Source organism: Flavilitoribacter nigricans DSM 23189 = NBRC 102662 (assembly GCF_002646595.1).
GTDB lineage: Bacteria > Bacteroidota > Bacteroidia > Chitinophagales > Saprospiraceae > Flavilitoribacter > Flavilitoribacter nigricans.
The window spans coordinates 124,827-144,946 of record NZ_PDUD01000022.1 but is presented as its reverse complement, the minus strand read 5'-3'; the positions used below and the strand labels follow the sequence as shown (position 1 = coordinate 144,946).

Below are 20,120 nucleotides of genomic sequence, written 5' to 3'. Positions count from 1 at the left end.
GGGTTCAACAGTTATGATCGTTGCAATTGCATTTCTACGCTAAAGGTCCGGTCCTGGTTCTCCACCCGTAAGCTGTGGCGCTGCGGGTATTTCAGGGCCAGTCGTTGCCGGATATTCTCCAGGCCAACCCCGCCGACCTTATCTTTTTGCTGCAATTGATCGTTTTTCGAATTGACGGTCAGAAAGCGCAGCCGTTGGTCGTCCGCCTCCAATTCGATCCGGACGAAAGCATCGTCGTTCGTATCGAAATCACAGTGCTTAAAACAGTTCTCTACGAGCGGGATCAGCATCATGGGTTCGATCGTGAAATCCGTCGGAAAAGCGGGGTACTGTAAACGGATATCCAGCGGCGTTTCACTCCGCATGCGGAACAGTTCGATAAATCGTTCGATCTGCCGGACCTCACTGGTCAGCGACACCCGATCCAGCTGGCTTTCGTAGGTCACGTATCGCAGCAATTCGGACAGCTGCAGCACCATCGGTGCGGTCTGCTCGGATCGCACCGTGGCCAGCGAATAGATATTGTTGAGGGTATTGAAGAGAAAATGCGGATTGATCTGGGCCCGCAGGTACTGCAACTGGGCTTCCTGCTGTTTGGCGAGAGCGGCCAGCGCCTTTTTCTCTACTTCCGCCCGGTGCCGGGAAAGCTCGTAAATGATGCCCACAAACATGAGGCCCAGATTGGAGATCAGTGCCGCGCTCTGCAGGCCGCGCAGGTTGTTCTGGGGTAGGAAATCCATCCGGTAGTCAATGTACTGAAAGTTGACCTTGGCTCGTACCAGCGTGACCACTACCAGCAGCAGGGCCGCCCAGCTAAAATACACGACATAATTCTTGGGAATAAAAAAGTGACGGACCAGCCAGTTGTTGCCGTAAAACAGCACAGCGAGCAGGGCGAGGTTCGGTAGTGTACGGAGAATGCTGAGCTCGATCGGCAGGAAACGGATGAAGACGAGACTGAACCCCAGGCCGCCGAACAGCCAGATGCCCAGATGTACTCCCCAGTGCAGATACGGACGCCCTTCCATGAGTGATGAATAAAGCCGGTAGGCCCTGCGGCCGTCCGGACATTTGAATACGGTAATGCCGGTCAAAACTAATAAAATCTGCGGCCCGGTACCTGCACTTTCAACAAATGGTCCCTATCCTTCAACGAATGGAGGGGGAAATTTAAATGACTACAGTCGAAAGGGGGGGCAAATCGCTTCGGCCGGCATGGTGCAACGCACCGCCCTGTCGAGGCGGGGACATTTCGATTATCCGGAATTTTGTATTTTCAGCAATCAAAGGATGGATCAGAGCTGACAGTTGAAACGAAGGGATCTAAAATTGATCTCCAATCTAAGGTGGGATTGGGCCACAGTCGGCTCAGCTGCCGTTAGTTTAATGACTCAGTTTTAGATGCCTGCTTACGGATCCTAAAATCACCGAGGTATGACGGCAAGTCGCCATAAGCTTAATACGGGATTGTTCTTTTTGCTGATGTTGCTGCTACTCAACACTTCCTGCCGCAAGAAACCGGACATCATTGTACTGACGGAAGGTTCCATGACGGCCGAGGAAGTTTTTGCGCTGGTGGAAGGCGCCATGTCAGTCAAAACGGAGGGCATGATGCGCGAATTGCTGACGGCCATCGCTATCCATACCGAACAACTCACCGCGGGAAATCCAAACCCCCACTGCAATATCAGCGACCGTAACCTGAAATCGGATGTCTTTGACCGGGATCGCTACCAGGGAACTTTCTCCGTTAACCGCCAGTGGATCCTGAATTGTGATGATCAGGAAATCCCGGATCAGTTGATCTACAGCTGGGAGGGAGATATCACCTACCAGGCCCCCAAATTGTCCTCCCGGGACTATACCGACGGTAATCTCGCCCTAACCTATGAAGAGCTTCACGATGACTGGCACCTCAACGGCACCTACGAGCGCACCGGACGGCAGATCTCCAAAATCCTTCAAAAGCAAACTTACGAAACCACTCTTTTTCTGAATTTTAAGAATCTCGTCGTGGAACCCCAGCGCATGGAGTCCCGCCATGGGAGTGCTACCTTCGAGATCAGCGGTTCCACTGTCGGCGGGCGTACCTTCTTTTTTTCGGGTGAGATCGAATTCCCGGATAACGGAGCGACGGAGGTAACCCTCGGCAGCCGTACCTATCCCTTTTATCCTTTCAGACAGTAGTGCTCTGGGAACTAAGTCCTGCACACCCCAAGTCTCGTGCTTTCACCGGCTAATTTCCCCAAGAAGCCTCGCCGTAGCTCCAGCTATGTCTGCGTTTTCTGGCTTCATTAGCCGGCAAAATCACTTCGACTTAAGTATGCGAAACTTAATGCCCAAAGCACTAATATATTTCCCTTTTCTATCCCGACTTTCCATTCATTGAAACCTTCCTTCCGTTCATTGAAAACATTTCATTGGCCAGGGAGCTACTCCTTTCTTTGTAGCCGTTAACCAAAATCAATTTTACCTAAAATCACACCAATGAAAACCACATTTTCTGCTATGAAGAACACCTTATCGGTTGCGCTATTGGCCGGCCTTTTTCTGCTCACTTCCTGTGAAAAGGAGTCCACCGGCACTCCCGGATCGGAAGACGCCATCACGGACGAAGAAGCGGTAGCCCTGGTGGAAGGCGCCATGGCGCTGGAAGCCGAAGGCCTGACTGCCGAACTCGATGCCGCCATTGAAGTCACCCAGCCCATGCTCCAGAAAAGCCCCACCAATCCCTACTGCGGGATCAGTAATGACAGTACGGTCACCCATACCTTTACTTCCGCCCGTTTTGACGGCAATCTCTCGACCGACTGGCAGTGGATGCTCAATTGCGACGATAATGATCTGCCGGTAAGCCTGACGTACAATCGTACCGGTGAGGTAAGTTACGAATCGCTCCGGCTGATCTCCAGTGATTATGCGGAGGGGAACTGGTCGATGACCAACCTGCTGGGCGGAGCCGAATACCTCTTCAACGGAAGTTACGAGCGCAACGGTACCCAGGAGTCCAAAGTGCGCAATCAGACCAGCCTGGAATCCACCGTGAAATTCAATCTGACCGACCTGGCCGTGGGCAAGGTAAAACGGCAGATCAACAGCGGTGCGGCAACTTTTACGATTACCGGAGAGACCTCCACCGGAAATTCCTACTCCCTGAGCGGAACGATCATCTTCCTGGGTGACGGTGCGGCGGAGGTGGTGATCAACGGTACCGTTTACGCCATTGATCTGTATTGATCCGTACGCCAATGCCCTAAAAGCCTGATCAAAGTTTTCGACTCTTTTTTATAATCAGAGATAACGGAGGTAGCCGACCCAAGCGGCTACCTCTTTTTGTCGTCGTAGCGTACTTCGATCTTTTCGCGGGTCGATATGGTCTTTTTTCGAGATACCGGAAAAACCAGTCGCGCTTACCGTCCCTGACGTTTGATGAAATGTTCCGTTCGCCCCGAGCTATAGTGGTGTGACCGTCAGATCGATGGTCGCAAAAAAAGCTGCCCACGAAGTCACACTGTCCCGACACTTTGCTGCAAAACAAAGTGGAAGGCCGGTGTGAAATCGTGGGCAGCGGAGTAATTGGGTTTTAGGTAATGGGTTTTGGGGTTGGTGTTTATTGGTTTGGGGTACTGGGGTTACAGGGTTTAGCGATTTGCAAAATTTACAAAATTTTGTAAATCTGTACTGTAAGTTCGGTTCAATGCCGGTCGATCTGAGTTACGATAGAAAAATCTACGGCACCTGTATATTCATCTTAAAGTCGAGTTCCCTGGGGAAAAAACACTTCTGATGATTGCAGATCTGATAAGACAGCTTTCCGTCGAGTACGTGGTTTCGGCTGGCCGTTCCTGCTGCCACCTGCACCGGCAGTGCAATCTTCAATTTGCCCGCAAAGATCTTCATCTTGTAATCCGAGCCGCTGAGCATGTGGTCCGCCGGTTCGGGGAAGGCGGGTGTACCCGTCCGGATCTGATCGTTACCCGTCACGTTAAGTTTGGTAAACTGCAGGTTGTGATCCGAACCGTAATCCGCCAGAATATAATAGCCGTCGCTGATACTGAATTCGAGGGCGGCCTTCTCCTCCGATCCGGCCCGGACCTTTATTGCCGGTTGATCGGCCAATTGGATAAAAGCATCGGGGGTTTGGTTTTGTTTGCTCTGGCAAAAACTGAAAACGATCAGATAAAACGGTACCAGGTATTTAGGGAAGGAGTTCATTCAATACAGCTTTTAGATCAACTAATTGGGCGTCGAAATTCTGGGAGTCCAGTAGCGAAAAGAAGCGGATCTTACCTTCCGGATCGATCAGCAGGTTGGAAGCCAGCATGACTTCGTCCCGGGCCAGATCCGGCAGTACTTCCGGTGGCGCGTAACTGGCCGCAACGCTCCCATCCGTGTCAAAAAGCACAGGGAAACTGAGGTTGAACCGGTCGATCAGACTGGATTTTACCAGCTCCCTGGATTCCTTCACATCAATGATCATCACTTCCACGCCCTGATCCCGGTAATTCTGGTAGAGCTTTTCCAGGTTGGGCGCTTCCGCATTACAGAACGGACACCAGGTGGTAGCAATGTGGATGACCAGGTATTTTCCCCGGTAGTCTTCCAGACTGATGAGGTTCCCGTCGTAATCGGGCAGCGAAAAGGCCGGAGCCGCTTCGCTGATATAACTGGCTACGAGTTGGTTGTTATTGGCGCTGGATTCCGTACACGCATATTGGGTGAACAGCAAAAAAGTACAGACAGCGGTCAGGCCCGCAAAACGACCGAGAAAGGCGAAAACTGGATTTTTCATTAGAGAAACGTTTAAGGTTTAGGTTTAATTAATCAAAGAATAATTGGTCGGGACTTCACTGTTGAAATACGTGTCTGATTGGGGTTAATTGATTGTTTTTCAATTGGTTGTTTTGGGACTAGTATTGTTCCGCTGGGGTGAATTTATGGTAAAGGTACGGGCAGCGCCGACCGGAATCCAGTGGAGGTGAGTCTGGAGCGGGTTCTGGTTTCTGTGTACTCGATCCCGTTGAGTGAATAGCGCTTGAACCTGCGTGCACGGAACCTAGGGGTAGGGGAGGTAGGGCTGTTCAGTTCTCAAATTATTGAAAATAAAAAATGGCAATTTCAATGGCAATAGCAATTTCAATAACTCAAAATCAGGCGAAAGGGTCAAAATCGGAGCAGAAAGCTGCCTTTTGCTTGCTATTGCTATTGTGCTTGACATTGTAATTGAAAAATTCGCATTGCGTTTTTATAGAACTGAACAGCCCTGGGGTAGGGAAGGAGCTACCGGGCATAGTGCGGCCCGGGCAGACCTAACTATAAACAATTTTTACAGGTCCGCTGCGTTTTTAAATATAATTGTTTTATATTTGGATAATAAAATCAATTTGTATTGAATGATGATCGATATATAAAAGGACGGGGCGCTCAGCTCAATCCCACCAGTCGTTTTGAAAGCCTGGTGCGGGAAAGTGATCCCCTGGAATTGCAGGAAGCGGGCGAACGGCCGCGTACGCAATTCACGGAGGTTTATCCGAAAACCATCCTGAACAAGGTCACGAGTCCGGATATCGGTCCCGCCTGGTCGATGAATCCCTATCAGGGATGCGAACACGGCTGTATTTACTGCTACGCCCGGCCCACCCACAATTACTGGGGGTACAGCGCCGGCCTGGATTTTGAGCAAAAGATCCTGGTCAAAAAGAATGCCCCGGAATTGCTGGAAGCGGCGCTGCGCAAAAAGAACTGGGAGCCGATGGCCATCATGCTGTCCGGGAATACGGACTGCTACCAGCCGATCGAGTCCGAACTGAAGATCACCCGGAAGATCCTGGAAGTCCTCTGGCGCTACCGGCACCCGGTCGGTGTGATCACCAAAAATAGTCTGATCACACGCGATCTGGACCTGCTGCGGCAAATGGCGGCGGAACGCCTGGTCAAAGTATCCATTTCCATCACCACGCTGGAAGAGAGCCTGCGCCGGGCCCTGGAACCCCGCACCGCATCGGTGGCCGCCCGCCTGAAAACCGTCAAAACTTTGGTGGACAACGGCATCCCCGTCAACATCATGATGGCGCCGATCATTCCGGGACTGAACGATCACGAAATTCTGGAAATGGGCAAAAAGGTGGCGGAACTAGGTGCCGGTTCCATGCATTACACCATGGTGCGGCTCAACGGGGACGTAGCGGAGATCTTTGAAGACTGGATCCGAAAAAATCTGCCGGACCGGGCGGACCGTGTGCTCAACCGCATTCGGGATTGCCACGGCGGGGAGCTGAGCGATTCCCGCTTCGGCGTACGGATGCGCGGGGAAGGAAAGATCGCCGAAATGGTCGGTCAGCAGATGCAGTTAGCCCGTAAATTGTATTTTGGCGACCGGAAACATCCCGAATACAATCTGGAGCTTTTCCACCGGATGAAAAATCCGCAGTTAAAATTATTTTAGCGGCCGGAGCGTTTATCAGCTCACTACCAAAACGTACCTTAATTAATGTTGTCCGGTGACGGATTGCAGACTAACCGATAATCTCATTCGTAAGTGTTTGACCTACAATATATCTATCTGATGCGTAAGCGGGGCAGCCGCAAACACAAGATCGGTATTTCCAGAATACCCAAAAGGCGACTGGCCAGTGTGCGGCGCGGCGTGCGGTCGGATGTACAGATCGTGATCTGCCGGAAAGTTTTTTTCGCGCGCATCGTCGAGCAATTCCTGCACCATTATTTTGCCACTACCCGTTTCTTCTTCCACAATGCCGGCCGTACCGCCGGCCGTACGGAGTGGTTTCGCTTCAATATTTTCGAACGACTGACCGCCCGGGCCTGGATACTCTTTTTCGGATGGTTCCCGCAATTGCTGCTACTGGCGGCGATCGCTTACGCCATGATCCAGTACGACGCGGAGTTCGGATTGTTCCCGGAAGACTGGTAACTGAACGGTCCGTTACCAGCTTTTACAAGCCTTTAACCAATATTTACATTTCTTTTCCCGCCGCCCGCCGGAAGAGTAGTAGGTTTATGCTGTTGTTTATTTTGCAAAAACCTGACTATGTTTACCAATTACCTGAAAACGGCGCTCCGGCATTTGGCCCACCACAAGCTCAATACCTTCATCAATATCAGCGGACTGGCCATGGGGGTGGCCTGTTTGTTGCTGGCGGTCACTTACTGGCTGGATGAACGCAGTTTTGACAATTTTCACGAGAACACTGATCAATTGTACCGGATCACGACCAAACTGGTGGACCGGGAAGGGAGCGATCCCAAAATGACCGGTGGCAGCGGACAGGTACAGGGCCCGGCTTTTCGGGAAGCCGTACCGGAAGTGCAGGACTACGTGCGGGTACTCGGCGGCGATATTTACGGAGATGTGCGTCACGAACGGGAAGTGCTGAATTTACAGATGCTGTTCGTTGACGATAATTTCCTGGAGATGTTTACATTCCCGGCGCTGCAGGGCAATCCGGCTACCGCTCTGGACGAACTCAATTCGATCGTTTTGTCGGAAAGCACGGCCATGCGTTTCTTCAATACCACCGATGCCGTCGGAAAACTCCTGCATCTGGATGCCGATCCGTCCGCCCGCAGGCTGGGGCACAAACCGATGCTGGTGACCGCAGTAGTGGACGATCCGCCGGCCAACTCCTCTATCCAGTTTGATGTATTGCTGCCGTTCCGATTTCTGCAGCTCTCGTTTGATGATAAGAACTGGCTCAATGCCTATCTGGGTACTTTCCTGCTACTTGACGAGCGGGCCGATCGGGCGGCAACGGTCGAAAAATTCAACCGTATTTACGCGCAGCAGGCTGCCGGCCAACTGGAAGAAGCGAGCTTCGATCCGGATATCAGCTATGGCCTGCAACCCATTACGGATATGCACCTCAATATGCTGCTCGGCGGCAGCGGCTGGCACGAAGGCGGTACCGTGGGCGAAAGTCGCCCCGTTTATTCCAATCTTTTCCTGGGGATCGCCTTTTTCATCTTTCTGCTGGCCGGTATCAATTTTGTGAACATCAATATTGCGGGATCGCTCCGGCGGGCCCGGGAAGTGAGTATTCGTAAGATTACGGGGAGCAGTCGGCGGGGACTGGTCATTCAATTCCTGGGAGAAGCAGCCTTGTTGTGCGGCATCTCCCTGATATTGGCCCTCATCCTGGCCATCATCGCGCTACCGGCATTTAATACACTGGCCGATAAGCAGGTCGCTCTGGCCGATCTTATTAACTGGAAATTCGGCCTCGGCCTCGCGCTGATCTTCCTGACGGCAACTTTGCTGTCGGGACTGTACCCGGCCATCGTACTTTCCGGTTTCCAGCCCGGCGATGTGTTGTACAACCGCAGTGTTTCCCCCGGGCGGTCGCGTTTGGGACGGGCCCTGGTGGTGCTGCAGTTTAGTCTGGCCTTTATCCTGGCGGTAGGAACGCTGGTATTCCGGGGGCAGATGGAATTCATCCACCAAAAGGATCTCGGCTACGAGCCCGCTTATGTGATCCGTACCCATATCGGGGGAAACCGCGAATACGCACCCATCCAGCAGTTACTGCAGAATGAAGTGGCCCGGAACGATAATTTCGAAGCGATCTCATTCGGGGGCGATTTCGGTTACGAGTCGGCCGAGACCACCGTGGGCGACCAAAAGGTGCGTGCGGTACACAAATCAGCTGATCGCCATTTTCTGCCGGTGATGGGGATCGATCTGCGCCTGGGACAAAACTTTACCGCTGAGAACCAGCGGGAAGTGATCGTAAACGAAGCCTTTGTCCGGGCGGCGGGTCTGGAAGAACCTATCGGAGCTTCCGTCCGGCTGCATCCGGATTTTACGGACTGGGAGGAACCCATGCAGATCGTGGGCGTAGTAGCGGATTACCATTACGAGTCCTTGCACAAGCCGGTGCAACCGCTGGCTATTTACCAATTGCCCCGAAACAGAGGAGGCATCTGGCTGAAAATTAAGAAAGAGAACACTCAGGCGGCGCTGCAGGACTTTGAGGCGCTGTATCAGAAAGTAATACCGGATGCCAGCTATGAATATCAGTTCCTGACCGATCTCAATGCGCGGGAATACGATCGGGAGCAGCGCTGGCAGCGCATCATCAGTATCGCGGCCGTGCTGGCCCTGCTGATCTGCTGCCTGGGCTTGTTCGGGATCTCGCATCTGCATACCGTCCGGCGCACCCGGGAGATCGGGATCCGCAAGGTGCTGGGTGCCACTACGGCGGGTTTGGTCCGGCTTTTGTCGCGGGATTTTCTGGTACTGGTGGTCATTGCGCTTGTGCTGGCGTCGCCCGTAGCGTATTATCTGGTCCGGAACTGGTTGCAGGAATACGCTTACCGGATCGATATCAGGTGGTGGATCTTTGTGCTGGCCGGACTGGCCTCCATTGCCGTTGCTTTCCTCACGGTAAGTATTCACTGTCTGCGGGCCGCGCGGGCGAATCCAGTGGAAAGTTTGTCAAATGACTAAAATGACTTATACTCGTGGACAAAAAGATCCATGAAAAAGTCCCTGCTTTCGTTTCATTGCATTCTAATGGCCCTGATCGGGCTTTCGGCTCAGGTAGATCAGCCGAATAGTTTCGGTAAAGGCTCGATCCTGTGGCATCAGGATCGCATCGAACTCAGGGGCAGCGGAGATTTTTTCAAACTGGAGTGGGCGCCTTTCTACCACGGTGTCGCCTCCGGCGATCCGCTCGAGGACCGGGTAGTGATCTGGACCCGGGTAACTCCCGAAAGTACGGACGGCAGCCCGCTCGAACTGAACTGGGTAATGGCGACCGATCCCGAACTAGCCAATATCGTAACCGAAGGCACCGTCAGTACCGGTCCGGAAAGAGACTATACCGTGAAGGTCGACGTGACCGGGCTGAGTCCGGGCACCACCTACTACTATGGTTTCAACGCGCTGGGAAAAAGCTCGCTGACGGGAAAGACCAAAACCACGCCGATCGCCGGGAATATCGATCATTTTAAATTTGGTGTGGTCAGTTGCAGCAACTACCAGGCCGGCTATTTCAACGCTTACGCCCGCCTGGCGGAACGTACGGACCTGGACGCCATCATCCATCTGGGAGACTACATCTACGAATATGCCGATCAGGTGTACGGCAGCGGAGCCATTTGGAAGGATCGCCCGCTCGAACCCGTGGAAGAAATCATTTCTCTGGAAGATTACCGCTCGCGTTATTCCATCTACCGACTGGATACGAACCTGGTCCGACTGCACCAGCAATATCCCTTCATTACCGTCTGGGATGACCACGAATCGGCCAACGACAGCTACGCCGACGGCGCCGAAAATCACGATCCGGGTACCGAAGGCAACTGGACGGACCGCAAGGCTAATGCCAAATCCGCCTACTTCGAATGGATGCCCATCCGGGACAATGCCGCCCAACAGGTCTACCGGAGCATTCAGTACGGTGAACTGATGGAGCTGATCCTGCTGGATACGCGGCTGGAAGGGCGGGAAGCCCAGATCAATGATATCACCGACCCGCGTCTGCAGGATCCGGAACGCACGATCCTGGGGGCGGACCAAAAAGCCTGGCTACTGGATCGGCTGGCGAACAGTACCGCCCGCTGGAAGATCATCGGTCAGCAGGTGATCTTCGCCGAATTCCACGTGGGCTGGGCGGGCAGCCTGGTCAATATGACCTACGAATCGACGGAAAGCGCCTTTATGGATATCTGGGACGGCTATCCGGCCGAGCGATCCGAGATCTTATCCTATCTGAAAGATCAGTCTATCGATGATGTAGTGATCCTTACCGGAGATTTTCACACCAGTTTTGCTTTTGATCTGGCCGATCCGGCAGTGGCGGTCAACCTGGAGGAAGTAGCGGATCTGGGACCTCAGCCGTTTTACGAAATTACGCCAGCCTACGATCCGGCCACGGGCGCCGGTTCCCGGGCGGTGGAATTTGCCACTCCGAGTATCACTTCGGCTAATTTTGATGAGAACTCCAACTTCTTTATTGCACTCGCCCTGCAGTCACAGATCAACCGCCCGGTTGCTGTGGCCAACGGAACGGTGGAACTGGGCAATCCCAATCCGCACATGAAGTATGCCGATCTCGTCCAGCACGGCTATTTTATCCTGGATGTCAAGCCGGATAGCGTTCAGGCCAACTGGTACTATACGCCCATTCTGCAAGTTGATCCCCAGCAGCAGTTCGGCGGGGCTTTCTATACCCGCCAGGGCGAAAATCACCTGCGGGCCGCAGCCACTGCGAGTCCGCCGAAAGCGGTGCAGGATGTTCCCGCGCCCCTGGATCCTCCGGCCGTTCCCACCCCCACGCGCGATCCGGCCGGCCGGGATATGCTGATCCTGTCCGCATTTCCCAATCCCGCGCGGAATTACAATCAGCTGCAATACGCCCTGAATACGCCGACGGAACTTACGATTGAATTACTTGCCGCCGACGGACGTCGGTTGAAGACCCTCCTGGCCGAGCGGATGCCGGCGGGTATCTTTTCACTCTACACGGACCTGAGCGATCTGCCGCCGGGCAACTATTTTTACCGGATAAAATCCCATTCGACTTTTCGGACCTATCCCCTGATCAAGCAGTGAGGAAATAGGGTGTAGGTGCTGACCGTTTTCGGCTTATATCAGATATAAATTTTTTACCCGGTGTAAAGTTTTGAAACCCTGGCCCGATATTTGAGTTAAACTCTTTTGAAATAGTTCATAAGTCACACAATACGACCGGTACGGCCGGTGGTATTGCATATCGGGTTGCAAGACTGGTTTTGCTGAAATTTAAAAGAGAACGACTTCCGTTTAGCGGAGGTCGGCGTTACGATCGTTGACGGTGCTTTTGCAGGCCGTCTGATTACCGTACGCGCTCTTCCCGAAACCTTCGGCGGGCTGGCTTCGCGGCTTCGATAAAATTATTCGCCATGTACGGACTTGTCAACAAAGCCATCCAGGATCTGGTGGTCAATGGACATGGTATGCAAATGTGGGAAACGATCAAGGCCGAAGCGGAAGTAAAAGAAGCGCTCTTTGTAAACGCCCAGCCTTACCAGGACCACGTTACCTACCGGCTCATTGGAGCAGCCAGCAAACTACTCGACATTCCCGCAGAAGACATTATGGCCGATTTTGGCCGCCACTGGATCACCTTTACCGCTCAGGAAGGATTCGGCGGCTTACTGCAGCTCGGCGGGAATTCCTTACCCACCTTTTTAAAAAATCTGGATAAAATGCACGCTGGTATGAGCCAGTTCTATCCAGGAGTACGCACGCCCTCTTTCGTGTGTATTGAAAAGGACGAAAATACCCTGCATCTGGAATACCGATCGGAACGCAAAGGCCTGGCTCCTTTCGTAAAGGGCATGATGCAGGGACTGGGAGACCGCTTCCATCTGCAATTAGAAATTGAACAAATTGGCTTTAAAGGACAACAGGACTGTGATACCTTCAAAATACGCTATACCCCACTGGCATAGATCCCAGATCAACGTGGAACAGAAAATTCTATCCAGCAATCTGAATCTCATTCAAAAATTGTTTCCCTTCCATTTTGTAATGGACCGGGACCGGCAACTCATCCGCATGGGTAAAGGCCTGGCCAAGTTGCTGCGCTGGAACGGCCGGCCACTCGGCTTTGCACAGATATTCCGCGCGGATGACGGTTTGCCGATAGATGCGGCAACCGGTGCCCAGCGGGAAGATCAGGCCGTGAACCTGCATTTCAAAAATTCGAACCAACAACTGAAAGGGCAATTCCTGGAACTGGAAGGCCTGTCGGGCGGGATCGTTTTTGTGGGCTCCCTGATCTTCGATCCCAAAGAGGAGATCCGGGAGCTGAACCTGGAATTGAGTGACTTCGCTCTGTACGACATATCGCCTAACCTCATGTTCGTGCTGGAGGCCCAGAAGATCTCTATTCAGGAAGTCAGCCTGCTGGCCAACAAGCTGAAAGAGCAGGCCGACCATCTCAAAATGGTCAATGAGGAGCTGGAGGAATACGCCTATGTAGTCTCCCATGATCTGCAGACGCCACTGCGCAGCATTGTGGGGTTTGCCCAATTGCTGGAAAGAGCCCGGGAAAATCAACTGGATGAAAACCAGCAGGAGTACCTGAAATACATTATCAGCTCCGCAAAACGCATGCATTCACTGACCCGTGATCTGCTCAGTTATTCCAACCTGCATTCCGGCAATCTCGAAATGGAAGCCGTTGACCTGAACCTGATCATCGCGGAAATCCTGATCGATCTCAACGTCTACCTCAACGAAGTAGGCGCCAGGATCGATTTCCCGGACCTGCCGGTCATTCAGGGGGATAAAAAGAGCCTCCGGCGGGTCTTTCAGAACCTGCTGCATAATGCCTTCAAATTCCGTAGTGAACGCCCGCTGGAAATCGCCCTGCGCTTCGAGGAGCGGCCGGACTACTGGTACTTTGAGATCGAGGATAACGGCATCGGTATCGAAGCAAAATATACCTCCAAGATCTTCAAGGTATTTCAGAAATTACACCACGCCCACGAGTACGACGGCAACGGTATCGGCCTCTCCGTTTGCAAAAAGGTCATCCAGCAACACCAGGGAGAGATCGGGGTAAAGGCCGGTACTGCAGTCGGGACCTGCTTTTATTTCACCATTGCAAAAGATCCGGTTTAGAGCCGGAAATTCAGGCCGATCCGGGCCTGCAGGTCGTAGAGACCGATCTGACTCGTAAACCGGGAGGACTTCCGGGCCTCATCGGAAAGTATCGGGTTATCGAGTTGATGACTTTCAAAACTCAGATTACTCAATCCGACGGGGAGCTTCAGGTCCAGGTACAGCCGCTCGGCCAGTTGGAAGGATAAACCGGGAATGAGGCGTAACGTGAGTCCCAGTTGATGAAAATGGCGCGGGAATCCGGCGGAGGTAACCGGCACTTTACTCCGGTAGCGATAGTGCGGATCGAGACTGACACTCCACACGGGAAAGACCTTATTGTTCCCATCCCTCAGAAAGATCTTCCCGTATTCCAGCCGGGTGAAAAGCCCGAGATGGGTGATCCGGCCGCCGTCGATCGGGATGACCAGCTGGTTATTGAATTCATCCAGTACCGCTTCGTCCCGTACACTAAAGGTGAGTCCGGTAATGTGAAAGCCCCAGAACCAGGAGCTTTTCCGGATCTTCTGAATACCCAGGCCGGGATAGACCGCAGTGGGTTCGGCGTAGGAGATCAAATGCCCGGTATGGGCAAAATCGATCTCGACATCAATGTCTCCTTTTTGTTGGTGGGAGAAAAAGCCGTTCAGGCTCGTTTGCAGCCAGGTTTCCGATTGGGCTGTCAGCCCACTACAGCCCAGACTGAGAAGAAGGAATACAGAGAGTCTTTGCATGTTGAGCGTTTTTATAATTTCAAAACGCCGACACGCTGCGCTGCGTATTCCTTAACAACTTTTCCATCCATTGCCGGGAAACTGCAATGATCTTTTATCCCAGCGCTCCGATAATACTTTTGAGGCCGAGCCCCAGCGCCACGAGCAGTACGATCAGTCCCAGTACGTTGCGGGCGGTAGTATTGGTCAATGCACCGAGAATATTTTTGTCATTCATTACCCACAGAAGAAAAGCGGCGATCACCGGCAGGAGGATACCGTTGGCGATCTGCGCAAACAGGATCACCGTCAGCGGCCGGAACCCGACCAGGGAAAAGGCGATGCCGATCAGCAGCACAAACATCCAGACCATCCGGAATTTTTTGCCTGTAAGCTCCGACGACCAGCCCAGAATGCCGGCCGTAGCAAAGGCGGCCGCCAGCGGAGCGGTAATGGACGAGGACAGACCCGCCGCCAGAAAACCCAGCGAAAGAAATGGCTGGGCCCATTCTCCGAGCAGGGGGCGCAACTGCTGCGCCAGATCACCTGCATTATTGACCGAATCTACCTGACCGTGCAGCGCCGCCGCGGCCGTGATTACGATGGCCATGGTGATCAAACCACCCAGAAAGACCGAGATCACGGTATCCCGTCGTGCCTGCTGCAGATCTTCGGCTGACTCCCAGCGTTTAGCGGCGGCCGAAGCGTGCAGAAACAGATTGTAGGGTACAATCGTAGTTCCGATCAGCCCCATCACCATCAGCAGGGCATTTTCGGGAAGTACCGGTACAAACAATCCCTGCAGAATCGCACCCAGATCCGGCTGGATCAGCAGGGCCGAAAAGAAAAACACCAGACTCATGGTGCCCACCAGCAATACCAAAAAACGCTCGATGGTCCGGTATTTACCGGAAAAAAGCAACAGGAACGCCAACGCTCCGATCAGCAGGATCAGCGGATTGAACTGCCAGACTCCCAACTGGACCCGCCACTGATCGAACCCCAGAACGGCTCCCGTCAGATTGCCCGCTTCGTAGGCGGCATTGCCGCCGAGGATGGCGATCAGTACCAGCGCAAATGCCAGGATGCGCCAGACCGGATGCCGGACTTTTTGCCGAATGGCGTCACCCAGGCCCAGTCGGCCCGCCACACCCAGTCGGGCGGCCATTTCCTGCAACAGTACCGTGGCCAGCGTAGAGAATAGAACGGCCCACAATAGGGTATAGCCGTAACCGGCGCCGGCCAGCGTAGCGGTGGTGACCGTTCCCGGTCCGATAAAGGCGGCTGCCACCATTGCGGCCGGTCCGATCTGCGTTTTCTTTTTCAAAAGGGTAGGATTTGTATTTAGGGCTAAAATAGCAAATCAAACAGATATGGATTGGGTGGGTATGCCAACTTGCACTTACCATTTCGCCGTGATAGGTTGCAGCGCACCGCCATTGCCACGCAATAGGAGGGTACTGGTGTTTTCAGGTGCAGCGCACCGTTCTGATGATTTCTCGTATCGGTCTATCAGGTCGCTACGCTGTAGCTCTGTTTATTTTCCTCCCTCTGGGCTGAAAATAGTGCGGTGCGCTGCACCTACCTACAGACCTGACGGATTTCTCCAATCCATGTCAGTGCTAGGTGCAGCGCACCGGCATTGCTACAGCATACGATGGGACCGATATTTTCAGGTGCAGCGCACCGTTCTGATGATTTTCCACATCGTTCTATTAGGTCGCTACGCTGTAGCTCTATTTATTTTCTTCCCTTTGGGCTGAAAATAGTACGGTGCGCTGCACCTGCTACAGACCTGACGGATTTCTCCAATCCATGTCAGTGTGCTAGGTGCAGCGCACCGTTATAGCTACAGCATACGATGGGGCCGATATTTTCAGGTGCAGCGCACCGTCCTAATGATTTTCCGTATCGGTCTATCAGGTCGCTACGCTGTAGCTCTATGTATTTTCCTCCCTTGGGGTTGAAAATAGTGCGGTGCGCTGCACCTACCTATAGACCTGACGGATTTCTCCAATCCATGTCAGTGCTAGGTGCAGCGCACCGTCATTGCTACGGAATAGGAGGGTACCGGTGTTTTCAGGTGCAGCGTACCGTCCCATTGATTCTATATGTCATTTGATCAGGTCGCTACGCTGTAGCTCTATTTATTTTCCTCCCTTGGGGTTGAAAATAGTGCGGTGCGCTGCACCTACCTACATACCTGACGGATTTCTCCAATCCATCAGTTTTTCACTGTCCTCAATTTGGTTTTAATTTTCCAAACCAATTTTATGTCAGTGCTAGGTGCAGCGCACCGTTATAGCTACAGCATACGATGGGGCCGATATTTTCAGGTGCAGCGCACCGTCCTAATGATTTTCTATCTCATTTGATCAGGTCGCTACGCTGTAGTTCAATGTATTTTCATCCATTTGGTCAGTAAATAGCACGGTGCGTTGCATCTATTACAGACCGGAAGGAATTGAATGATCCGTTAGGATGGGCCGGCAGCCTGGCGGATTTCTCCGATCCGTCGGGTTCTAAAAAGCTATTTGCGGTGCAATTTGTTATCCACACATTGGAAGGCTGATGGTCAATGGTTACCTTTACCGCGACGGTGTTCTCCGAAACAGGCGATACCAAACCGGAGAACAGGGCCTTCCGGCAACCGGAGGGTGCGTTTCAACAAAAGATCGATCATGAATTTCCTCGCCCACATGCTGCTATCCTGCGAAAGCGACACCCTGGTGACGGGGAACTTCCTGGGCGACCTGCTGCGCAACAGCGAGATCGCCGCTCTGCCGGAACCGGTTCAGATCGGGGTCCAGTTGCACCGTAAGATCGATATGTTCACGGACAGTCATCCGCGGGTGAAGCAAAGCAGCCGACTGCTGTACGACCGGCACGGCAAATACGCTCCGGTGCTGGTGGATGTCTATTATGATTTTTTCCTTTCCCGCCACTGGTCCCGGTTTCATCCCGAATCCCTGGAGGAATTCTCCGAAAAAATCTACCAGCAATTACTGGCTTTTCTGGATGTGATGCCCGAGCGCACCCAGCGCCAGCTCAAGGCCATGATCGAAGATGACTGGCTCATGAACTACGCTACCTACGACGGCATGGAAACGACCATTCGACGCATGTCGCGCCGGGTATCGAAACCCGTGCAATTGCAGGGGGCGGTGGAAAGTCTGAAGCTGTTCGAACCCCGCCTGGAAGCGGATTTCCTGGCTTTTTTTCCGGAGATCATGGAGTATGTGCGGCGGGAATGTGCCTGCTGAGATTGACCCGGAGTTGTTGGTTGGACTGTTCAGTTCTACAAAATTGGCATCCGATATTTTTAATGGCAATGTCAATGGCAACTACAATAGCAAGCAAACATCGACCGCTCGGACCATCATTAGCCTTTTCGCTTGATTTTAGGAATTGAAATTGCCATTGCCATTGGAATTGCCATTATAAAGAAACACCTTCACTTTGTTTGCTGCTCAACATCGAAATTGATGCCGAATCGCTCCAGATACGGCTCGATCGGTCCCATGCCCATGGTGGCTCTTCTTTGGTTGACGTATTCGGGTTCGGCGAGTTCGTACAGCTTGCCGTTGCTGATCTGACTGCCGTAGATCTGGGGTTGGCCATCGTACATGAGGGCGCGATCCTTCATGACGGCAATGATCTCCCAACTGATGTCACCGTTCTTTGCCGATGCTTCGAGTAGGGGAATGTATTTCTTCTGGTAGTGAGGAATGGCGTGTTGGAGAACGGCCCAGATGCCGGCCATTTGTTCTTTACTCACCTCTTCGAGGGTAGGCATTCCGCATTTTTCGATCAAACTGACCACCACTTCGAGGTTGGCAAAATCGACCTTGGGGTCTACCTGTCCGCCCTGCGTGCGCATGGACTGATCGCGCTCGTACAGGTCCTGCAGGATTTTTGCTTTCTGATCGCAGTCTATGGCTACGGTTTGCAGTTCGGGTACCGGAGGTTTGACCCGTTCCTGGATCTTTTTCATCATCGCATCATCCGCCGCGGTTTTGGGGCGGACGACTACTTCGACGATTTCATTGTCGCTGTTGGCGTAAAAATCTTCGAAGTAGGCTCCCGTCATTTCCAGTTGCTTCAAGGAGTCGACCGAAATGATATCGCCGTCGGTATTTTTGATGACGACCTCGGCGGGGTCCGGCATGTCCCGGTTGACGATCCGTTCAATGACTTCCTCTTCGGTGATCTTACGTAGGGAAGTATCCTGGCAGGCAATAAACGCGGAGACCAGGAAAACCAGGGTTAGTTTTATTTTCATACTGTACATTTTTCGGCGGTCAGTACGCCGGGAGGGCATACTACGCTAAGGGGTATCCGAAGGCGATCTTAACCTTCAAAGTGGAAGGAGATCGTGAACGTGCGGGAGAGGATCTTTTCCAGTACCGTACTTTCCTCCAGATTCGGGTTGAAGATCAGCGTATTGCCGATACCGTGGGAAACCTTGAATTCCGGTGAGAAAATAAAGTAGGGGAAAAAGAACTGGATCCCGGCTCCGTATTCGATGGCAAAATCGTGGGGAGAGATCTTGACCAGTGTTTCCGCCTGACGGGTACGCGAATCGCTCGCCACGTCAAAGTTGTACTTGATCCCGGCGATCACGAACAGGCGTTTATCCTTGTACGGTTCCGATTTGTACCGGAAGTGGAAGGGCATTTCGACCAGTACGGAAGTCACCTTCCGCTGCGTGAAATCCCGCACCCGGCTTTCCCGGTCGTACCGCAGGTTCCTTTCGGCAAAGGACAATGTCGGCAGGAATCGAAAATCGAAATACTGACCGATCTTGAGGTTGGTGACAATACCCAGGTTGAAACCCGGCCCCTCGATGGATTCTACGGACTGAATGCTGTCACTGTAGATGAAATCGCGGGAGCGGAACGGCTGGAAAGACGCCCGGTTGATGGCCAGGGTGATTCCGAAATAGTACGATTTTTGCTGAAAGTCGTAAAAGTTGTAATTACCCAGATCTCTTCTCTGGCCTTGCAATGAAGCGGAAAGGCCGATCGCTAACAGTAAGCAAAGGCTTATTTTTCGCCAAGATAAATGGAACAAACTCCGAGCGTTAAAGGTATGCATCGATTCGATTTGTAACCGGTTTGGGATAATATGTTCAAAAATTTGTCCCCATCCGGAAAGGCTTGCACCGACTCGTAGAGGTAGCGATATGCCTTGGGATCTTTGGACGTAAATTTGCCGATAAACGGCAGGATGTTCTTGAAATAAAAATGATAGAGCTGACGGAATGGAAAGATCGTTGGCCTGGAAAATTCCAGAATAACCACTTTGCCACCCGGTTTGAGCACCCTTTGCATTTCGCGCAGGCCCCGCTCCAGATTTTCAAAATTTCTTACTCCAAATGCAACGGTAAGCGCATCGAATGTATTGTCCGGGAACGGTAAATTCTCTGAGTCCCCTTCCTCCAGAGTGATGATCTCCTGGAGGCCCTTCCGCTGCACTTTTTTACGTCCGACTTCCAGCATTTCTACCGAAATATCCACCCCGATGATCTCTTCGGGACTCAGCTGGTGCGCGGCCTCGATGGCCACATCGGCGGTACCCGTTGCAACATCCAGGATCCGTTGCGGCTGGTCGGCTTTGAGCAGGTTGATGGCTTTCTTACGCCAGATCGTATCGATCCCCAGGGATAACAAGCGGTTGAGAAAATCGTAATAAGGAGCGATGCGGTCAAACATCGTAGACACCTGTTGCTTCTTACTACCTTCGGCTTCGTATGGCTTTACAGTCTTACTCATATCTTACTTGTACTTTTAGCGTGC

General features: G+C 52.6%; 17 protein-coding genes. 9 read left to right on the top strand and 8 right to left on the bottom strand.

Translation table 11 applies throughout. From position 1 onward, the window contains the following. Nucleotides 1-11 precede the first annotated feature (11 nt). Entirely contained in the window at nucleotides 12-1,094 is a 1,083-nt protein-coding gene (locus CRP01_RS17230) for a sensor histidine kinase (RefSeq protein ID WP_099151319.1), read from the bottom strand. 340 nt (nucleotides 1,095-1,434) lie between these two features. Here CRP01_RS17230 and CRP01_RS17225 point away from each other — a divergent pair, with 340 nt between their 5' ends. Both CRP01_RS17225 and CRP01_RS17220 read left to right on the top strand, forming a co-directional pair. Then, entirely contained in the window at nucleotides 1,435-2,187 is a 753-nt protein-coding gene (locus CRP01_RS17225; RefSeq protein ID WP_099151318.1) for a hypothetical protein, read from the top strand. Nucleotides 2,188-2,487: 300 nt separating this feature from the next. Further along, nucleotides 2,488-3,237: a hypothetical protein gene (locus CRP01_RS17220; RefSeq protein ID WP_143473421.1), complete on the top strand. Its 750-nt coding sequence runs from the start codon at nucleotides 2,488-2,490 to the stop codon at nucleotides 3,235-3,237. Between the two features lie 492 nt (nucleotides 3,238-3,729). Here CRP01_RS17220 and CRP01_RS17215 read toward each other — a convergent pair whose 3' ends face one another. Together CRP01_RS17215 and CRP01_RS17210 are read right to left on the bottom strand one after the other, a co-directional pair. Further along, nucleotides 3,730-4,215 (bottom strand): protein-disulfide reductase DsbD domain-containing protein, encoded by a 486-nt coding sequence (locus CRP01_RS17215; RefSeq protein ID WP_099151316.1) that lies wholly within the window; start codon nucleotides 4,213-4,215, stop codon nucleotides 3,730-3,732. Next, on the bottom strand, nucleotides 4,199-4,792 hold the full coding sequence (locus tag CRP01_RS17210) for a peroxiredoxin family protein (protein ID WP_099151315.1): 594 nt from the start codon (nucleotides 4,790-4,792) through the stop codon (nucleotides 4,199-4,201). The genes CRP01_RS17215 and CRP01_RS17210 overlap by 17 nt, the downstream gene beginning before the upstream one ends. A gap of 597 nt (nucleotides 4,793-5,389) precedes the next feature. On the opposite strand from CRP01_RS17210, the gene CRP01_RS17200 reads away from it, so the two are divergent. From CRP01_RS17200 to CRP01_RS17175, 6 genes are all read left to right on the top strand, one after another. After that, the gene (locus tag CRP01_RS17200; protein WP_099151313.1) at nucleotides 5,390-6,445 is read left to right on the top strand and encodes a PA0069 family radical SAM protein; all 1,056 of its coding nucleotides are present in this window, start codon (nucleotides 5,390-5,392) and stop codon (nucleotides 6,443-6,445) included. A 93-nt stretch (nucleotides 6,446-6,538) separates the two neighbouring features. Further along, nucleotides 6,539-6,931 carry a GIY-YIG nuclease family protein gene (locus tag CRP01_RS17195; RefSeq protein ID WP_143473420.1) on the top strand — a complete coding sequence of 131 codons (393 nt, stop codon included), beginning with the start codon at nucleotides 6,539-6,541 and terminating at the stop codon, nucleotides 6,929-6,931. 117 nt (nucleotides 6,932-7,048) lie between these two features. Further along, nucleotides 7,049-9,463 carry an ABC transporter permease gene (locus tag CRP01_RS17190; RefSeq protein WP_099151311.1) on the top strand — a complete coding sequence of 805 codons (2,415 nt, stop codon included), beginning with the start codon at nucleotides 7,049-7,051 and terminating at the stop codon, nucleotides 9,461-9,463. Nucleotides 9,464-9,493: 30 nt separating this feature from the next. After that, nucleotides 9,494-11,572, top strand: coding sequence for an alkaline phosphatase D family protein (locus CRP01_RS17185; RefSeq protein WP_099151310.1), 2,079 nt, complete (start codon nucleotides 9,494-9,496; stop codon nucleotides 11,570-11,572). Between the two features lie 329 nt (nucleotides 11,573-11,901). Further along, on the top strand, nucleotides 11,902-12,453 hold the full coding sequence (locus CRP01_RS17180; RefSeq protein WP_099151309.1) for a heme NO-binding domain-containing protein: 552 nt from the start codon (nucleotides 11,902-11,904) through the stop codon (nucleotides 12,451-12,453). Nucleotides 12,454-12,466: 13 nt separating this feature from the next. Beyond that, nucleotides 12,467-13,630, top strand: a complete 1,164-nt coding sequence (locus tag CRP01_RS17175) for a sensor histidine kinase (protein ID WP_143473419.1) — start codon at nucleotides 12,467-12,469, stop codon at nucleotides 13,628-13,630. Here the strand turns inward: CRP01_RS17175 and CRP01_RS17170 are convergent. Both CRP01_RS17170 and CRP01_RS17165 read right to left on the bottom strand, forming a co-directional pair. After that, nucleotides 13,627-14,343: a hypothetical protein gene (locus CRP01_RS17170; protein ID WP_099151307.1), complete on the bottom strand. Its 717-nt coding sequence runs from the start codon at nucleotides 14,341-14,343 to the stop codon at nucleotides 13,627-13,629. The two genes, CRP01_RS17175 and CRP01_RS17170, sit on opposite strands and share 4 nt — an antisense overlap. Before the next feature lie 94 nt (nucleotides 14,344-14,437). Continuing rightward, a complete protein-coding gene (locus CRP01_RS17165) occupies nucleotides 14,438-15,649 on the bottom strand; it encodes an Nramp family divalent metal transporter (protein ID WP_222845758.1) in 1,212 nt (403 codons plus the stop codon). 1,354 nt (nucleotides 15,650-17,003) lie between these two features. Here CRP01_RS17165 and CRP01_RS17160 point away from each other — a divergent pair. Beyond that, complete coding sequence (locus tag CRP01_RS17160; protein ID WP_099151306.1) at nucleotides 17,004-17,585, top strand: acyl carrier protein phosphodiesterase; 582 nt, start codon at nucleotides 17,004-17,006, stop codon at nucleotides 17,583-17,585. A gap of 191 nt (nucleotides 17,586-17,776) precedes the next feature. Here CRP01_RS17160 and CRP01_RS17155 read toward each other — a convergent pair whose 3' ends face one another. From CRP01_RS17155 to ubiE, 3 genes are all read right to left on the bottom strand, one after another. Further along, a complete protein-coding gene (locus CRP01_RS17155; protein WP_099151305.1) occupies nucleotides 17,777-18,604 on the bottom strand; it encodes a DUF6624 domain-containing protein in 828 nt (275 codons plus the stop codon). Nucleotides 18,605-18,672: 68 nt separating this feature from the next. Then, nucleotides 18,673-19,395, bottom strand: a complete 723-nt coding sequence (porT, locus tag CRP01_RS17150) for a type IX secretion/gliding motility protein PorT/SprT (protein WP_233752700.1) — start codon at nucleotides 19,393-19,395, stop codon at nucleotides 18,673-18,675. After that, complete coding sequence (gene ubiE, locus CRP01_RS17145; protein ID WP_099151303.1) at nucleotides 19,368-20,096, bottom strand: bifunctional demethylmenaquinone methyltransferase/2-methoxy-6-polyprenyl-1,4-benzoquinol methylase UbiE; 729 nt, start codon at nucleotides 20,094-20,096, stop codon at nucleotides 19,368-19,370. The genes porT and ubiE overlap by 28 nt, the downstream gene beginning before the upstream one ends. Between the last annotated feature and the right edge of the window lie 24 nt (nucleotides 20,097-20,120).

Excerpts from the sequence above, each read along its gene's own strand:
- CRP01_RS17155 (WP_099151305.1), bottom strand. The coding sequence starts at position 18,604 with ATGAAAATAAAACTAACCCTGGTTTTCCTGGTCTCCGCGTTTATTGCC.
- CRP01_RS17185 (WP_099151310.1), top strand. The coding sequence starts at position 9,494 with ATGAAAAAGTCCCTGCTTTCGTTTCATTGCATTCTAATGGCCCTGATC.
- CRP01_RS17180 (WP_099151309.1), top strand. The coding sequence starts at position 11,902 with ATGTACGGACTTGTCAACAAAGCCATCCAGGATCTGGTGGTCAATGGA.
- CRP01_RS17225 (WP_099151318.1), top strand. The coding sequence starts at position 1,435 with ATGACGGCAAGTCGCCATAAGCTTAATACGGGATTGTTCTTTTTGCTG.
- CRP01_RS17160 (WP_099151306.1), top strand. The coding sequence starts at position 17,004 with ATGAATTTCCTCGCCCACATGCTGCTATCCTGCGAAAGCGACACCCTG.
- CRP01_RS17210 (WP_099151315.1), bottom strand. The coding sequence starts at position 4,792 with ATGAAAAATCCAGTTTTCGCCTTTCTCGGTCGTTTTGCGGGCCTGACC.
- CRP01_RS17215 (WP_099151316.1), bottom strand. The coding sequence starts at position 4,215 with ATGAACTCCTTCCCTAAATACCTGGTACCGTTTTATCTGATCGTTTTC.
- CRP01_RS17190 (WP_099151311.1), top strand. The coding sequence starts at position 7,049 with ATGTTTACCAATTACCTGAAAACGGCGCTCCGGCATTTGGCCCACCAC.
- ubiE (WP_099151303.1), bottom strand. The coding sequence starts at position 20,096 with ATGAGTAAGACTGTAAAGCCATACGAAGCCGAAGGTAGTAAGAAGCAA.
- CRP01_RS17170 (WP_099151307.1), bottom strand. The coding sequence starts at position 14,343 with ATGCAAAGACTCTCTGTATTCCTTCTTCTCAGTCTGGGCTGTAGTGGG.
- CRP01_RS17220 (WP_143473421.1), top strand. The coding sequence starts at position 2,488 with ATGAAAACCACATTTTCTGCTATGAAGAACACCTTATCGGTTGCGCTA.